Annotated in this window: 16 protein-coding genes; all 16 read right to left on the reverse strand. The window is 40.6% G+C overall.

The annotated features are described in order from the left end of the window. Nucleotides 1–23: 23 nt before the first annotated feature. The 16 genes from ASC42_RS00250 to zapA all read right to left on the reverse strand — a co-directional run bounded on the left by ASC42_RS00250 (nucleotide 24) and on the right by zapA (nucleotide 16,403). Nucleotides 24–746, reverse strand: coding sequence for a glycosyltransferase family 2 protein (locus ASC42_RS00250; RefSeq protein WP_032100265.1), 723 nt, complete (start codon nucleotides 744–746; stop codon nucleotides 24–26). After that, nucleotides 743–2,185: an alkaline phosphatase family protein gene (locus ASC42_RS00255; protein WP_055440034.1), complete on the reverse strand. Its 1,443-nt coding sequence runs from the start codon at nucleotides 2,183–2,185 to the stop codon at nucleotides 743–745. Before ASC42_RS00255 ends, ASC42_RS00250 begins: the two co-directional genes overlap by 4 nt. Continuing rightward, nucleotides 2,182–3,099, reverse strand: coding sequence for a lysylphosphatidylglycerol synthase transmembrane domain-containing protein (locus tag ASC42_RS00260; protein WP_055440035.1), 918 nt, complete (start codon nucleotides 3,097–3,099; stop codon nucleotides 2,182–2,184). The genes ASC42_RS00255 and ASC42_RS00260 overlap by 4 nt, the downstream gene beginning before the upstream one ends. Next, on the reverse strand, nucleotides 3,059–4,036 hold the full coding sequence (locus ASC42_RS00265) for an NAD-dependent epimerase/dehydratase family protein (protein WP_055440036.1): 978 nt from the start codon (nucleotides 4,034–4,036) through the stop codon (nucleotides 3,059–3,061). The genes ASC42_RS00260 and ASC42_RS00265 overlap by 41 nt, the downstream gene beginning before the upstream one ends. 83 nt (nucleotides 4,037–4,119) lie before the next feature. Continuing rightward, nucleotides 4,120–5,325, reverse strand: coding sequence for a hypothetical protein (locus ASC42_RS00270; protein ID WP_055440037.1), 1,206 nt, complete (start codon nucleotides 5,323–5,325; stop codon nucleotides 4,120–4,122). Between the two features lie 127 nt (nucleotides 5,326–5,452). Further along, on the reverse strand, nucleotides 5,453–5,767 hold the full coding sequence (gene trxA, locus ASC42_RS00275) for a thioredoxin (RefSeq protein ID WP_055440038.1): 315 nt from the start codon (nucleotides 5,765–5,767) through the stop codon (nucleotides 5,453–5,455). Nucleotides 5,768–5,914: 147 nt separating this feature from the next. Beyond that, nucleotides 5,915–6,892, reverse strand: a complete 978-nt coding sequence (locus ASC42_RS00280; RefSeq protein WP_055440039.1) for an electron transfer flavoprotein subunit alpha/FixB family protein — start codon at nucleotides 6,890–6,892, stop codon at nucleotides 5,915–5,917. 16 nt (nucleotides 6,893–6,908) lie between these two features. Next, nucleotides 6,909–7,682, reverse strand: a complete 774-nt coding sequence (locus ASC42_RS00285) for an electron transfer flavoprotein subunit beta/FixA family protein (protein ID WP_055440040.1) — start codon at nucleotides 7,680–7,682, stop codon at nucleotides 6,909–6,911. A gap of 15 nt (nucleotides 7,683–7,697) precedes the next feature. Continuing rightward, nucleotides 7,698–8,465 carry an enoyl-CoA hydratase gene (locus tag ASC42_RS00290; RefSeq protein ID WP_055440041.1) on the reverse strand — a complete coding sequence of 256 codons (768 nt, stop codon included), beginning with the start codon at nucleotides 8,463–8,465 and terminating at the stop codon, nucleotides 7,698–7,700. A gap of 39 nt (nucleotides 8,466–8,504) precedes the next feature. Continuing rightward, nucleotides 8,505–9,086, reverse strand: a complete 582-nt coding sequence (locus ASC42_RS00295; RefSeq protein ID WP_055440042.1) for a fatty acid metabolism transcriptional regulator FadR — start codon at nucleotides 9,084–9,086, stop codon at nucleotides 8,505–8,507. 96 nt (nucleotides 9,087–9,182) lie between these two features. Beyond that, nucleotides 9,183–10,859: a long-chain-fatty-acid--CoA ligase gene (locus ASC42_RS00300; protein WP_055440043.1), complete on the reverse strand. Its 1,677-nt coding sequence runs from the start codon at nucleotides 10,857–10,859 to the stop codon at nucleotides 9,183–9,185. 193 nt (nucleotides 10,860–11,052) lie between these two features. After that, entirely contained in the window at nucleotides 11,053–11,460 is a 408-nt protein-coding gene (locus ASC42_RS00305) for a DUF350 domain-containing protein (RefSeq protein ID WP_032100526.1), read from the reverse strand. Between the two features lie 11 nt (nucleotides 11,461–11,471). After that, nucleotides 11,472–13,817, reverse strand: coding sequence for an endonuclease MutS2 (locus ASC42_RS00310; protein ID WP_055440044.1), 2,346 nt, complete (start codon nucleotides 13,815–13,817; stop codon nucleotides 11,472–11,474). Nucleotides 13,818–13,836: 19 nt separating this feature from the next. Continuing rightward, nucleotides 13,837–15,546, reverse strand: coding sequence for a DNA polymerase/3'-5' exonuclease PolX (gene polX, locus ASC42_RS00315; protein ID WP_055440045.1), 1,710 nt, complete (start codon nucleotides 15,544–15,546; stop codon nucleotides 13,837–13,839). 49 nt (nucleotides 15,547–15,595) lie between these two features. Beyond that, nucleotides 15,596–16,135 carry a CvpA family protein gene (locus ASC42_RS00320; protein WP_032100274.1) on the reverse strand — a complete coding sequence of 180 codons (540 nt, stop codon included), beginning with the start codon at nucleotides 16,133–16,135 and terminating at the stop codon, nucleotides 15,596–15,598. Then, complete coding sequence (gene zapA / locus ASC42_RS00325; RefSeq protein WP_055440046.1) at nucleotides 16,128–16,403, reverse strand: cell division protein ZapA; 276 nt, start codon at nucleotides 16,401–16,403, stop codon at nucleotides 16,128–16,130. Before zapA ends, ASC42_RS00320 begins: the two co-directional genes overlap by 8 nt. Nucleotides 16,404–16,461 lie beyond the last annotated feature (58 nt).

Raw genomic sequence — 16,461 nt, forward strand, 5'->3', positions numbered from 1 at the left:
AGAAAAAACGCTAGAGAATCTCCCTAGCGTTGCTGAATAGAGCGCATATGCTTTCGTTTCACTGGACGGCACATCTCTTTCACAATAGCCGGAATGACATGTTTGAGGTAAGCTGTAAATTTAATAAATGATTGACCCGTCGTTCTTACTTGATATACAATTGGCACTTCTTTTAACCGAAATCCTTTGCGCACTAAATTTAACGTCAATACTTGAGCATAGTTGTAATCATGAATAATTTCTGCTTCTTCCATCGCTTGACGAGAAAATGCTCGCATTCCTGATTGACCGTCATAAATCCATCTTTTCAATAAGATGGATTGAATAAATGTAAATAAGTAATTTCCAATTCGCCGATGCCACTTCATTCCTTGAATCGTCCCTAAAAAACGGGAACCCATTGTATAATCTGCTTCTCCATGTAAAATAGGCATAATGAGATCGGGAATTTGTTCCGGTGGGTATTCGTTATCTGCATCAATCATCACACCGATATCCGCACCAAGTTCGACGCATTGTTGTAAGCCGGTCCGTACAGCTGCGCCTAGCCCTCGGTTTTTTTCATGCCGATAAATGAAGTTCGCTCCTGCTTGTTTGGCAACATCAACCGTACGATCTGTTGATCCATCGTCGACAACAAGAACGTGTACTTCTATATTCGGTTGAATATGTCTTGGAATACGACGAATGACTTCCCCAATTGCTTCCTCCTCATTATGTGCTGGTAAAAATACAATTACTTTCATCGTTCTCCCTCTTTCTTTAGCGCTTCAACTAACACAGGGCCACGGCTATGGCTCGGATATGGTGCTCCTAACAAATAAGCGATCGTTGGAGCAAGAGAAACGAGGCTATGTTTTTCGTCAATTCGCTTCCCTTTTTCAATCATTGGACCGTACATAAAAAATGGCACGTACCGTTCTCCTTCATCTAAATGGCCATGTCCGCCAATTCCATCTGCTTGTCCATGATCTGCACAAATGATTAACGTTGTATTATCCATTTTTCCTTGTTCGTGCAACCATTCAATAAATTGTTGAATTAATGTGTCAACTTCTTCAATTTTTTGTACGTATTCATCATAGTGTACACCACGGCTATGTCCTGTTTGATCCGTTCCGATAAATTGAACGACAAGTAAATGTAAATCTTGTTCGGTCATCAGTTGTTTTGCGCGTTCCATAATATTGCGATCAGCAACATCGTTATGCATGACAGCCGTTACCGTTTCGACATCATTTCCTAGGGAATCGACAAGATGAGCGATGCCGAGTACTTTTCCTTTTTTCCCTACTTTCCGGAGAACATCAAAAATACTTTCGACACGAATCCCTAGTTTCCATACCATATTTGAACGAATGCCGTGTTCAAACGGGTATGTTCCTGTGAGCATCGATGTAAAGCATACGACCGTTCTTGCGGGATATACCGTTTCCATTTGCGTAAAATCCGTTCCATTCGTACGAAGCGACTTTAAAAATGGGGCGTTGGCTTGTTCAAAACGATCCTTTCTCATCCCGTCAACAACAAGAACGATGACGCGATCACTTAACGATTTCTCATTTGGCGGCACGTTATTTGTATAATGGTCAATCACTTTTGGTTTCCAATCAAATAAATAACGATGCAAAATAAACGACCATACGAAAACAAAGACGTAAAAAGCGATAAATGACGGAGTATGTACATTGTGTTGTACTCCGTATTCCCATACAGAAAGAAGAAGTAATGCTTTTGGCAATTGTTCTTGTGCATTTCCGCTCGTTGAGTCGCTATTTTTTAACACAAGTTTCCAAAAACGAGTGAAATTCAACCATGTTGTTCCAATACGTAAATGATAGTATAATGTTCCCCAAAAGAAAACGGTAAAAAAGAAATAGAGGCTAACGGCAAGTAAAAGTAAAGTCGTCGGTACGAAAGACGAAATCATCAAAAAAATGACATAAGGAATCCATAAATAGTTACGTAAAAATAACGGATAGTCATATATGTAATACAAAACAAAAAGAGGAACTGTTAGCAAAAAGCTATGGAATATTTTTTCTCCTTCTTCCAACGTCATTCCATCTAACAAGTGAAAAAGAAGCATTGTCCCTATAACGAAAATCGGGGTAAATGGCTTTCCTTCATTTAATAAATTCCAACACCTTGCTGCTATTTTTTCAAACTTCGATGCTTTTTTCACGTTACGTTCTCCTTTCGAACGAATGTCCATAACGTTGGGATGCGCCACCATACGTATAGCCCAACGACATAAGAAAATAAAAATTTAAATAAATGGGTCGCTAGTGCAAGGGCATATGCTTGTTCCCAATCTGAATGAATGCGCGTTAACGCAAACGCCATGACAGCCTCATATGTCGCCAATCCTCCCGGAGTCATTTGAAATACTTGTCCACCAACCGCCATACTATTTACCCATAGCGACTCCGTAAACGAAAGAGGAAAAGCAATCATTTTCGCCATTTCAAACAAAACGACCGCTTCACATACCCAACTAAAAACAATGGCAACAACAATCGATCCAACACGACGACTTTTCCGTATAACATTCCAATGTTGTTTATGTTTTTGTATCCATGACGGATTTATCTGTTGAAGCACGACAAATAAAGCAATTATACCGGCAACAACGAGCGGAAAAACAAGAGCAGAACGTACAAGCGTTTGCATATAAACGATTGCCCCCAAAAAAGCAAACAAAAATAAAACAATAAAATCAAAAAGACGTAGTACAATGACAGACTGAGCAACAATCGCAAATGGAATGCGATGTTGTTTTGCACATATGCCGATGCGAGCGACATCACCAATTTTAATCGGAAATATATGGTTTATAAATAAACTAGCAAATAATCCGTCGACACATGTTTGGAAATGGGCGTGAGGCAAATACCATTTCCATGCTATAGCACGTAAAACGAAGGCGAGCCCATACATGGTAAACATATAACTCGTATGCCACGGTTGCGAAACAAGCCTGTGCATAAGATCAAACAATAGTCGTGCATCAAAATGGTGAATCGTCATCCATATAAACGCTACAATACATATCAAGCTAATGAGTCGCATCAAAATTTTTATTTGTTTCGTTTTCATATTGCTTCGCCCATTCAATCGTCTTTGACAATCCTTCCCGCAACGATATGCGCGGTTCGTACCCAATTTTTTCTTTTGCTTTCGTAATATCGGCCCATGTGGCAACAACATCACCGAGGCGAGGCGGCTCGTAATGAACACGCATATGTGGAAAATGGGTGCGCAACTCCGCAAGCAATTGCTTCATCGTCACCGGTTGACCAGCTCCAAGATTAAAAATATCACTTTCCCCTTCTCGTTCTAACGCTTGAATCATTCCGGCAACAATGTCATCAATATACGTATAATCGCGTGCCGTATGATCACCGTAAACGGTAATCGGCTCGTCACGCAACAATTGACGAATAAACTTACTAATCGCCATATCCGGACGTCCCCACGGCCCATATACTGTAAAATAACGAAAAATCGTCATCGTATAGCCATATATGTGTGCATATGCGTGACAAAACGATTCAGCACTATATTTCGCCGCTGCATACGGAGAAATAACTTGACCATTTGCCATTTCTTCTTTTAACGGCTGAAACGCTTGATTACCGTATACAGAAGAAGAAGACGCAAATAAAACGTGCTGAACTCCCGCTTCCCCTGCTACTTGTAATATGTTTACTGTCGCTTTCACATCGTAATCAATGTATGCTAACGGCTCTGATAACGATGGCTGTACGCCTGGCAACGCGGCTAGATGGAATACCACATCCGGTCGATGATGGAAAAAAATAGTTTTCAACACATCAAATTGAAGAATATCTACATTGTAAAAATGAAAAAAACCGACATTTTTTATTTGTTGGAGTTGGTATTGCTTCTGACACGTTGAATAATATGGATGGAAATTGTCGATAACAACGAGCTCATGTCCAAGTTCAAGTATTTTTTTTCCTAGATGACTACCGATAAACCCTGCTCCACCTGTGATACATACTTTTGTCATTTGTGTAACTCCTTCATCGTTCATCGCCTTACTATTGTATCACAACAAAAAAGCCGCGTGGTATGCGCGGCTTTTTTGTTTGTTTATTGAACAATAGCACTTACAGCATCAAGCACAGCTTTGCTATATTGAGCAGCTTCATCTTTTTTATTTTCAGCAATCGCGTTATACCACTTTTCTGCTGTTGCAAACAATTCCGCTGCTTTTTCATCGCCTAATTTTGCTTGAACATCTAATTCAATTGCCTTTAAGAACATATTACCTTCTAACGCTTTTACTTTCGCTTCGACAACGTTATTCTCATCTAACTGTGCCGGTGCTTTTTCATGATAGCCTTTCATTTTACCAAACAACGCTTTAGCATATAATGCGCTTACTTCTGATGCTTTGATCGTTTTGTAATCGTTATTTAACGATAAAATCTCATCCAAACGTGCTGTCGCCGCTTCATCTCCTTCAGCTAAAGAGCCTTTAATCGCTTGGAAAAAGCCCCATGCTTCTGCTTGTTGTCCTTTCAGTTCATCTTCTGCCTTTCCTTCTTTCACACCTGCTTCAATTTTCTCAGCATATGATTTTGATGCTAAATAGTAGCTACGATAGATCGATTTATCCGTCAACTGAATGTACACTTTAAAATCATCTACGTTATTGGCTTTTAACGCCTCTTCTTGCGCTGCTAAACCAGCGTTAATGCTTTGTTCAAGGCTAGATTCTCCCGTTAATTGGTAATATTCGTCACGTTTCATTGCCGTTGGAACGAAAATTTCTGTTGCTAGCAATTTTATTTGATCAAACAATGCTGTCGCCTTTTGTTGATCACCAGCTTCAAGTGCAGCTACAACATCTTTTTGTAATTTTTTTTGTAACTGATAAAAATACGATTGTGTCACTTTATCAACAATTTGACGTGCTGGATGAACATTTAACTCTCCACTTTTTCCACCTTGAATCGCTGCTTCAATCGTTTGAGCAAATGTACCATCCAATTCATTAATTGGCTTTTGTAGTTGCTCTACGTATGTTTTTTCTACAAGACTCCAATCAACTGGCTGCCCTTCTTTTGCTTTTTCTGTTTCAGCTTTGATTGCTTTATAAGCATCAATAAACGCTTGAACGTTTACCTCTTCCACTTGTTCAGTTTCAGGCGACTGCTGTTCTTCCTGCTTTTCTTCTACTTTTGTTTCTTCCTTCTTCTCTGTCGTTTCTGTCTTTTGTTGACCACAACCTGCAAGAATCCCACCTGCTAATAAAAACAGCGCAAATACAGCTTTTAATTGACGTTTTTTCATTTCGTATGTATCCCCCTTTTTTTTGATAACGATTATCATTAACCGTTATCATTATAGTAGAGAACGATTTTCAATGTCAATATAAAATTTCAAAAAAAATGCCCCGGATGTCTCCGAGACATGTCAATTATAAGTGTTTGCTTAAAAGACCAACAAGCGCTTCTTTTGGTTGGAAGCCAACCGTTTTATCTACCACTTCACCGTTTTTGAAGACAAACAATGTCGGAATGCTCATCACACCGAATCTCCCAGCTGTTTCTGGGTTGTCATCTACATTGACTTTTACTACTTTCACTTTGCCGGCAAGCTCACGATCTATTTCTTCTAATACAGGTGCAATCATTCTGCAAGGCCCGCACCAAGGTGCCCAGAAATCAACGAGCACAACACCTTCTTTTACCTCACTAACAAACGTTTGATCTGTTGCATTTACAATTGCCATATTTCATTCCTCCTTAAACATTTCGGTTCCATGCACATAGTATACCATTGAACGTATTGTTTACGCCAATCATTTGCTTCGCTTCTACTATTTCCTTGTTACAAAAAAATATGCTGAAAAGAAAAGGCAAAGCATCGTGCTCTGCCCTTATGAATGTACTTTTAATTTTTTAAATTCCTCAATTAAAAGCGGGACGACTTCAAACAAATCACCAACGATGCCGTAATCTGCTACTTTGAAAATATTCGCTTCTGGATCTTTATTAATCGCCACGATGACTTTTGAGTTTGACATGCCCGCTAAATGTTGAATCGCTCCTGAAATGCCGCACGCAATATATAAATCTGGCGTAACGACTTTTCCTGTTTGACCAATTTGCAGCGAATAATCGCAATATCCTGCATCGCATGCCCCGCGCGATGCTCCAACCGCACCGCCAAGCACGTTTGCTAACTCTTTCAATGGTTCAAATCCTTCGGCACTTTTCACACCGCGACCGCCAGCAACAATCACTTTCGCTTCAGATAAATCCACGCCTTCCGCTGTTTTTCGTACAATGTCACGAACGATTGTACGCAAATCTTTTATCTCGACTTGTACATCTACCACTGCACCTGTACGACTTTCATCTTTTTCAAGTGGAGTAATATTGTTCGGACGAACTGTAACAAACATGAGGCCATCAGTAACAATTTTCTTTTCAAACGCTTTACCAGAATAAATTGGTCTTGTAAATACGATATTTCCACCTGCCTCTTCAACCGCAACAACATCGGATACAAGGCCCGATTGCCATTTAGCAGCAAGTTTTGGTGATAAATCTTTTCCAAGCGCTGTGTGACCAAAGACGATTCCTTCTGGTTTCTCTTGCTCGACAACAGCTTGTAATGCTTGAGCATAACCGTCTGGCGTATACGTAGCTAATTTTTCATGCTCGACGACGACAACCCGATCGGAACCATAAGCAATAAGTTCAGAAGCGAATGAGCGAACGCTCGCTCCGACAACGACAGCAACAACTTCTCCGCCTTCAGCGATCGTTTTCGCAGCGGAAATTGCTTCAAATGATACGTTACGCAATGCTCCATCGCGTACTTCTGCTAATGTTAATACTTTTCTTGCCATGCTCCCCATCCCCCTATTAAATGACTTTTGCTTCTGTATGAAGAAGTGAAACGAGTTCTTTTACTTGATCCGCAATGTCTCCTTGCAAAATTTTTCCCGCTTCTTTTTTCGGCGGCAAAAAGATTTCAATCGTTTTCGTTTTCGCTTCTACATCGTCTTCTTCCAAATCTAAATCATCAAGCTCTAGCTCTTCAAGCGGTTTCTTTTTCGCTTTCATAATACCTGGCAATGACGGATAACGCGGCTCATTTAACCCTTGTTGCGCCGTAACTAGTAGCGGTAACGATGTTTCAATGACTTCCTCATCACCTTCAACATCGCGCACAGCTTTTACGTTTGTTCCGTCAATTTCTAACTTCGTAATTGTTGTTACATAAGGAATACCTAGCAATTCAGCAACGCGTGGCCCAACTTGCCCAGAACCGCCGTCAATCGCTACATTTCCAGCTAAAATTAAATTAGCTTCTTTATCTTTTAAATATTCCGCAAGCACTGTGGCCGTTGTATATTGGTCACGATTTTCTACATCGTCTTCAATGTTAATAAGCACTGCTTTATCTGCTCCCATCGCAAGTGCCGTACGAAGTTCTTTTTCTGCATCTTCATTTCCAATTGTAACAACTGTCACTTCACCACCATGCTGGTCGCGCACTTGAATCGCTTCTTCAATCGCATATTCATCGTACGGGTTAATGATAAATTCTGCCCCTTCTTCACTTACTTTTCCGTTTTGAATGACAATTTTCTCTTCCGTATCAAATGTACGTTTCATTAATACGAAAATGTTCATGTTTCTCTCCCCCTCTTATTTTCCTTGAAACTGTGGTGTCCGTTTTTCGATAAATGCTGAAATGCCTTCTTTTGCATCTTCCGTCACAAATACTTGTCCAAACAGTTGCGCCTCTTTTTCGACACATTCATGGAATGTTTTTGTTCGTGCTTCATTGACAAGTTGCAATACTGCTTGAACGGAAATCGGGCTCTTTTGAGCAATTTTTTGTGCAAGCTGCTTTGCTGTATGAAGCAACTGTTCTTCTGGAACAGCTTTATTCGCTAGTCCCCATTGAACAGCTTCTGCACCTGTGATCGGTTCACTCGTCCACATCATTTCTAGCGCTTTTGCCATACCGACATGGCGCAATAACCGTTGTGTTCCTGCAAAACCTGGAATGATGCCAAGCTGCAATTCTGGCAAACCGAGTTTGGCGTTTTCCGCTACGATACGTAGATGACAACTCATCGCCAACTCGAGCCCTCCGCCAAGCGCAGCACCGTGGATAGCTGCGATAATCGGTTTCGGAAACTGTTCGATTTTCTCCATTATTCGCTGTCCCGCTCGAGCAAGTTCAGCTGCTTGTTCGCTTGCCTCAATCGCTGTAAACTCTTTAATATCCGCACCAGCTGAGAAAAACCTTCCTTCTCCATGGAGAACGATAACACGGACTTCGTCATCTTCTTTTAATGCATCAAGTCGTTCTGAAAGCTCTTTCAAAACAAAAGATGCCAATGCATTGGCTGGCGGGCGGTTAAGTGTCAAAATCGCCACATACCCCTCTTGTTGAACGGAAAACATATTCTCCCTCCTTCATGTATGTCGGAAGGTTGTTGTGCTTTAAACACAACAACCTTTCGTTAACAATTGATGAACTGGCTTCGCTAATGCAACGAGATCATATTTTTGCTCATTCATTACCCATGTTGTTACCATTTCGTCAATCGTCCCGAAAATCATTTGACGGGTAAGCCGTACGTCTAAATCTGAACGAAATTCCCCTTTGTCAATCCCTTCTTGCACAATGCGATCCACAACTTTTAAATATCCTTTTAAAATTTCATTAATTTTCAGACGTAATGATTTATTCGATTGGCGAAGTTCCAATTGGGTAACAATCGCTAAATGGGGATCCGCCGCTAACATTTGAAAATGTTTTTGAATCAACAAAAACAATTTCTTCGACGGACTCGAAATTCCTTCTATTTCTTCTTCAATTTTTTCGATAAAGTAACCCATTTTTTCTTGAAACAGTGAAATTAAAATATCTTCTTTATTTTTAAAATACAAATAGATCGTACCGTCAGCTACACCTGCTTGTTTGGCAATTTTCGATACTTGCGCTTGATGGTAGCCATTTTCAGCGATGACGATCACAGCTGCATCAATAATTTGTTTAAACTTCGGTTTATCACGTTTCAACTTTGCATTCTCCCTTTCAAAAATATGAATGAATAATCATTCATATTTTTATTTTAAAGAGAGGCAAAAAACGTGTCAAGAAAAAACGTATAAAGGTTATTTTTGTTTTTCTTTTTCTTCTTCAACAAGGGCACGACGCAATATTTTACCGACTGCTGTTTTTGGCAATTCTTTTCGAAATTCATAAATGCGTGGCACTTTATAAGCAGCCAATTTACTTCTCATAAATTCGTCAAGCTCTTCTTCTGTGCACTGCTCTCCTTCTTTAAGCACAACAAACGCTTTTACCGTCTCACCGCGATAAGCGTCTGGCACACCGATGACGACAGCTTCTTGCACTTTCGGATGCTCATACAACACTTCTTCTACTTCGCGTGGATATACGTTATAGCCGCTTGCGATAATCATATCTTTTTTCCGATCAACAACAAAGAAATATCCTTCTTCATTCATATACCCTAAATCACCCGTATATAACCAACCATCTCGAAGCGTTACAGCAGTTTCTTCTGGGCGGTTCCAATATCCTTTCATCACTTGCGGCCCACGCACAACAATTTCCCCAATCTCGTTCACATTTGCTCGCTCACCTGTTTCGATTGAAACGATCATCGCCTCTGTATCTGGCCAAGGTACGCCAATGCTCCCTTTAATTCGTTTCCCATCCCAAATGAAATTGGAATGTGTCACAGGAGATGCTTCAGTTAAGCCGTATCCTTCAATGATTTTTCCACCTGTTACTGTTTCAAATTGTTCTTGCACTTCAACAGGAAGTGGAGCTGAGCCGCTAATACATATTTTGATTGATGATAAATCGTATTTTCTTAAATTCGGGTGATTGAGCAATGCAATGTAAATCGTTGGTGCACCTGGAAATAGCGTTGGCCGTTGCTTTTCAATCGTTTTTAATGTCGTTTCCACATCAAACTTCGGTAGCAAAATCATTTTATATCCTTCCATAATGGATAAGTTCATGACGGCCGTCATCCCATATACGTGAAAAAACGGAAGCACACCGAGAATCGATTCGTTCCCGCGTTCACATTTATACATCCATTTTGTGCACATGAGCGTGTTGGACGTTAAATTATGATGTGTCAACATCGCAGCTTTCGGAAACCCAGTTGTTCCGCCTGTATATTGAAGAAGCGCAACGTCTTCCACCGGATTCACATCCGTCTCTTTTACTTTCCCGCTCGCAAGCGATAATGCTTTCGTAAATAGATGACAATCGCCCTCATGTTTGACGCGTACAATCATCCCTGTTTGTTTCTTTTGTACAAACGGATATAACACGTTTTTCGGAAACGGTAAATAATCTTTTATACTTGTAATGATCACATGATCAATTTTTGTATTCGCTTTCACTTTCATGATTCGCGGATAAAGTAAATCAAGACCGATAATGATTTTCGCACCACTATCATTTAACTGATATTCCAACTCTCGTTCAGTATATAATGGGTTTGTTTGTACAACAATACCACCTGCAAATAAAACAGCATAATAGCTAATAACCGCTTGTGGACAGTTCGGCAACATAATCGATACGCGATCACCCTTTTGTAAACCGAGCTGTTGCATATACGATGCTAATTTAAGTGCTTGTTCATATATTTCTTTATATGTCAGCTCCTTTCCTAAAAAGTGAATGGCTGTTTTGTGCGGAAATTGCTCCGCCGCTTCCCGCAAAAATTGTTGCAACGGCTTGCGCGGATAATCAATTGAATGAGGAACTTGCTGAGGATATAACGCTAGCCATGGCTTCTCCATTTTGTTTCCCCCTTTTTCTATAAGATTATTTATATTTTATAATATTTTCAGAAATTTTTGTATTAAAAAATATAAAAGGATGCCTACTGACATCCTTTTATGCAAAAAACATGATATATATGACACCAATAAGCAAAAATACACCGCACAATACGAGCAATACTTTCGCTAGAGTTTCCATTTTTTTCTCCTCTCACCGTATACTTGCTCCGATGACAAACGACAAACCGATCGAAATAACCATGGAAATAAATCCTACCGCTCGATTATCATTAGCAATTTCATCGTCAATGTTAAACTTTGGCGTTAAAAACTCGTAAATAAAATAACCGATTAACAATAAAACGAAGCCGTAAACGCCCCAACCGATCATCGTAAAAAGTGAATCGTGATGATCGATCGAGTATCGGAAAATATTAGCGATCCCAAATATTTTTCCACCTGTTGCCATCGCTACTGCCATATTTCCTTTTTTAATTTCTTCCCAATTTTTATATTTCGTCACAAGTTCAAAAATAGCTAAAAATAAAACTAAACATAAAATCACGACACTAAAATTGGCAGCAATATGAATCATTTCGTTTTCCCAGAAAGCGCTCATAGTTCCTCCCGTCATTGTAATTCGACAACGGTGACGCCTGTTCCCCCTTCAGTCGCCTCACCAAATCGAATGCTTTTTACTGAGCGATGATTTTGCAAATATTGTTGCACCCCTTTGCGAAGTGCTCCTGTCCCTTTTCCGTGAATAATAGACACGCGGGGATACCCTGCCAATACTGCATCATCAATATACTTTTCAACGCGAAGCAACGCGTCTTCATATCGTTCACCGCGTAAATCGAGTTCTAGTGGCACATGATAATCGCGGCCTTTTACAGTCGCAATTGGTTTTGTTTCAATTGGCGTTGGACTGCTTACATACTCCAAGTTTTCTTCATGCACTTTCATTTTTAAAATCCCAATTTGCACGAGCCATTCGTCGTTCGATACTTTCTCAAGAAGTTGTCCTTTTTGATTGAGATGAGTGACTTTCACCTCGTCGCCAGGATGTAACAGTTGCTTAGCTTTTTGGACTTGTTTTTTCTTTTTTCTTTCCATTTGTGGGATCGCTTCTTCTAGCTTCTTCCGTGCGGCAATCAGCTCATGTTCTTTCATCGCAACGGCTTGTTGTTTTTGCATGTCACGAAGGTTTTGAATCACTTCTTCTGCCGTTTTCATCGCTTTTTTTACAATGAGTTCCGCCTCTTCTTTCGCTTTTTCTAACAAACGCTCACGCTGTTCGTTTAGTTCGTTCCACTGTTGCTCTAATTCATTTCTCAACCGTTCTGCTTCTTCACGAAGTTTTTCTGCTTGCTCCCATTCTTCTTCGGCTCGCTTTTTACTTCTTTCTAATGAAGCAATCATATTTTCAACTTCATTGCTTTCTGCGCTAATATACGTGCGAGCGCGAGCAATAATATGTTCGTCTAATCCGAGGCGACGAGAAATATCAAGTGCATTACTTCGACCTGGAATACCGATCAACAGTTTATACGTTGGACTTAACGTTTCGATGTCAAATTCGACACTGGCATTCATGACACCTTGTCGATTGTAACCATATGCTTTTAATTCAGGATAATGCGTCGTCGCGACAACACGTGCTCCGCGATTGTGCACTTCATCTAAAATAGCAATCGCTAAAGCTGCCCCTTCTTGCGGATCCGTTCCTGCTCCAAGCTCATCAAACAACACAAGACTATGCTCGTCCACTTGTTTTAAAATATCAACAATATTGACCATGTGAGACGAAAACGTACTTAAACTTTGTTCGATTGATTGTTCATCACCAATGTCGGCATATACAGCGCGAAATACAGCTAATTGTGAGCCGTCTAACGCTGGCACTTGCAACCCTGCTTGAGCCATGACGGTGAACAAGCCAATCGTTTTTAGCGTGACTGTTTTCCCTCCCGTATTTGGTCCGGTAATCACCATCGTCGTATAGTCGTTCCCTAGTTCAATATCATTTGGAACGACTTGATCAGGAGGGATGAGCGGATGCCGCGCTTGCATAAGACGAATATATCCACGCTCATTGATCGCTGGCTTTGTTGCTTTGATCGTTTTCGCGTATTTCGCCTTTGCAAATAAAAAGTCAAGCTGTGCAAGCAATTCGACGTTCCTAATAATTATTTCCGCCTGCTCGCCGACAGAGGAGGATAATTCACTTAAAATGCGCTCAATTTCTTGTTTTTCTTTCACGCGCAACTGTTGCAATTCGTTGTTTAGTTCTACAACCGATTGTGGCTCGATAAATAACGTAGCCCCAGATGAGGACTGATCATGTACAATTCCACCATACGTATGGCGATATTCTTGTTTGACAGGGATGACATACCGATCGTTACGAATCGTAATGATTGCATCCGATAATGTCTTTTGGGCAGATGATGAGCGAATAATACTTTCTAACTTATCGCGCACCCTTCCTTCGATCGCACGTAGCTGTTGACGTAACGAGCGCAGCCGTTCACTTGCCTCGTCAAGCACATCTCCGCTTTCATCAATACAATGATATATATGTTGTTCGAGCTCGTTTAGAGGAACTATTTGCTCCACATATGCGATAATATGTGGCAAGTTGGCCTCTGTCGCTTCTAAAAACTTTTTTAACTGTCTCGCCGCCCGCATCGTACTTGCAACATCGAGTAGCTCATGTGGGCTGAGCGTTCCCCCGATGCTTGCGCGTTTCGTCTGGGGACGAACATCAAATATGCCACCAAGAGGGACGTGACCGCGCAAGCGAAGAACGGTTGCTGCTTCATCCGTTTCTTCTTGCCAACGCGTCACCTCTTCAACGTCCGATGATGGCACAAGTGTTACGACTTTTTCTTTCCCTAGTGAGGAAGATACATATTCCGCAAGTTGTGCTTTCACTTTATCAAATTCAAGAATGTGTAATGTTTTGGCATGCACCGATGAACCCTCCAGCTGTTTATTTTCGCAAAAAAGACATGAGTTGTTCGATATCCCATGTATTAATAACCGTTTCTTTTCGAATCCAACCTTTTCGAGCAAACGCCACACCGAGTTCCATATCATCAAGCATACGAACGTTGTGCGCATCCGTATTAATCGCGATTTTGACACCAAGCTGTTGCGCCTTTTGTAAATAGGTATACGTTAAATCAAGACGATGTGGATTTGCATTCAACTCAAGCACCGTATTTGTTTCTTTCGCAAGCTGCAACAATTCATCTATATTTACATCGTATCCGCTTCGTTCTCCGATTAATCTTCCTGTCGGATGTGCAATCATATGAACGTATGGATTCATAAGCGCTTCTTTCAATCGTTTCATAATCGTTTCTTGCGGTTGCGAAAAAGCAGAATGAATCGACGCAATGACAAAATCGACCGTTTGCAATACATCATCCGCAAAATCTAACGTTCCATCCGGTAAAATATCCATTTCAATGCCTGATAAAATGACAAAGTCATCATATTGTTCGTTCAAGCGAGCAATTTCTTCTTGTTGGCGTTTTAGTCGTTCAACAGTTAGTCCATTGGCTACTTTTAAAAACTGTGAATGATCGGTAATTGCAATGTAGCGATATCCTTTTTTCCGACATGCTTCCGCCATTTGTTGAATCGAAAACGCCCCATCGCTCCATGTCGTATGCGTATGTAAATCTCCACGTATATCACATAAAGTGAGGAGTGGTGTCCCATCATATGCATCGACTTCGTTTCCACTTTCACGCATTTCTGGTGGGATGAACGGCAAATGAAAGTGGGCAAAAAATTGCTCCTCTGTCGTAAACGTTTTTACTTCACCTGTTTGAATGTTTTCAACACCGTACTCACTAATTTTTTCACCGCGCTCTTTTGCTAATTGGCGCATGCGAACGTTATGGTCTTTTGAACCGGTGAAATGATGAAGCGTTGTCGCAAAATGTTTAGGAGAAACGAGGCGAAAATCGACATTGACAACATAATCGTATTGCAATTGCAATGATACTTTCGTTTCACCGTTTGCGACAACGTCATAAATATGTTCGAGTTGCAACAACTGCTTACGAACGAGCGCATCGTCTGTTGTTGCAATAATAAAATCTAAATCTTTGATCGTCTCACACACGCGCCGTAAACTGCCTGCGCGTGAAAACTGAATAATGCCAGCGAAGTTTTCTAGCTGACGCTCGATGTCGGAAGCAACTTCCAACATAAACGCAATCGGTAAACGCTCAGGGCGTGCATTCATGTGGGCAAGTGCAGCTAAAATATTTTCTTCTGTTTTTGCACCGAAGCCGCTTAATTGTCGCACACGTTGAGCTAAACATGCTTCTTTTAATGTTTCGATATCGGTCACGCCTAGCTCATGGTACAGTTTAGCAATTTTTTTACCGCCAAGTCCCGGCAATTTTAAAAGTGGAAATAACCCTGTTGGAATTTCTTTTTTTAACTGTTCAAGCACATCGCTTGTTCCCGTCTGCAACCATTGTTGTAAAACCGCGGCTGTGCCTTTACCGATACCAGCAATGGACGTCAAATCATCAATGTCGGTCAAGGGACGTTCATCACGCTCTAGCGCTGAAGCTGCTTTACGAAAGGCGGATACTTTAAAAGGATTTTCTCCTTTAATTTCCATATATAAAGCGATCGTTTCAAGCAAACGAATCGCTTCTTTTTTATTTTTTTCCATCTCATTCCCTTCCTTTCGACGAAAAAACTTCTCTCAAACGGAGAAGTTTTTACGCCATATATTGTACAAGCATATGTTTCACGAAATTTGATAAAATCGGTGTGTGCTTGACGATGAAACTAGCGATGAATGAGTTGTGAAGCGGTTGTTGAATTGCAGAAACAGGAACAAGTGCACTCACATATAAAAGCACAAATAAAAGCAAATACACTTCCATAAATCCAAGCGCTCCACCTGCCCAGCGGTTGACGCTTTTTAAAAGCGGCAGCTGAGCGACGAAATCTAACATCGAACCGATCATTTGCATCACAATTTTTGCAACAAAAAATAAAACAGCAAACGCAATCGCACGGTAGTATGCTTCATCTAAATTTGTGCTTTCAATGAGCAATTTCATCGTTTCGCCATCACCGAAACTCGGATACGGCACCCATAATTTTAGTCTTGGTGCTAGTTGATCATAATAGTGATATGCAACGATAAACGCGATTAAAAAACCTGTCATATGGATGAATTGCAAAATAAACCCTCGTTTCAATCCAATCATCAGTCCCATGAGAAGGATGAAACAAATGAGCAAATCAATCATCGTTGTCATCATCCTTTTCTTTATTCATTTTTCGCAAAAGGCGCTCGTATTCATCTTTTAGTTTCATATATTCATGAACGATATTGACTGCCGTTAATACAGCAAGTTTACTCGTATCAAGCGTCGGATTTTTCGCGCTAATTTCACGCATTTTATCATCAACAATGGAAGCAACAAGCCGAATATGACTTGAACTTTCTGTTCCGACAATCGAATATTGCTGTCCGTATATATCTACCGTAATGCGCGTTTTTTTCTGCTCCGCCAAACTATTTCCCCCATTCATCCGATCTCCCGTTTCGGCAAAATTCTACCTTTTATCTTAC

The sequence above is a fragment of the Anoxybacillus suryakundensis genome (assembly GCF_001418025.1).
Taxonomy (GTDB): Bacteria; Bacillota; Bacilli; order Bacillales; family Anoxybacillaceae; genus Anoxybacillus; species Anoxybacillus tengchongensis.

Bases quoted from the DNA above. Each gene is read 5' to 3' on its own strand.
- ASC42_RS00320 (WP_032100274.1), bottom strand. From the start codon at position 16,135: ATGATTGATTTGCTCATTTGTTTCATCCTTCTCATGGGACTGATGATT.
- ASC42_RS00280 (WP_055440039.1), bottom strand. From the start codon at position 6,892: ATGGCAAGAAAAGTATTAACATTAGCAGAAGTACGCGATGGAGCATTG.
- ASC42_RS00285 (WP_055440040.1), bottom strand. From the start codon at position 7,682: ATGAACATTTTCGTATTAATGAAACGTACATTTGATACGGAAGAGAAA.
- ASC42_RS00265 (WP_055440036.1), bottom strand. From the start codon at position 4,036: ATGACAAAAGTATGTATCACAGGTGGAGCAGGGTTTATCGGTAGTCAT.
- ASC42_RS00260 (WP_055440035.1), bottom strand. From the start codon at position 3,099: ATGAAAACGAAACAAATAAAAATTTTGATGCGACTCATTAGCTTGATA.
- ASC42_RS00300 (WP_055440043.1), bottom strand. From the start codon at position 10,859: ATGGAGAAGCCATGGCTAGCGTTATATCCTCAGCAAGTTCCTCATTCA.
- polX (WP_055440045.1), bottom strand. From the start codon at position 15,546: ATGGAAAAAAATAAAAAAGAAGCGATTCGTTTGCTTGAAACGATCGCT.
- ASC42_RS00250 (WP_032100265.1), bottom strand. From the start codon at position 746: ATGAAAGTAATTGTATTTTTACCAGCACATAATGAGGAGGAAGCAATT.
- ASC42_RS00305 (WP_032100526.1), bottom strand. From the start codon at position 11,460: ATGAGCGCTTTCTGGGAAAACGAAATGATTCATATTGCTGCCAATTTT.
- trxA (WP_055440038.1), bottom strand. From the start codon at position 5,767: ATGGCAATTGTAAATGCAACAGATCAAACGTTTGTTAGTGAGGTAAAA.
- ASC42_RS00270 (WP_055440037.1), bottom strand. From the start codon at position 5,325: ATGAAAAAACGTCAATTAAAAGCTGTATTTGCGCTGTTTTTATTAGCA.
- ASC42_RS00290 (WP_055440041.1), bottom strand. From the start codon at position 8,465: ATGTTTTCCGTTCAACAAGAGGGGTATGTGGCGATTTTGACACTTAAC.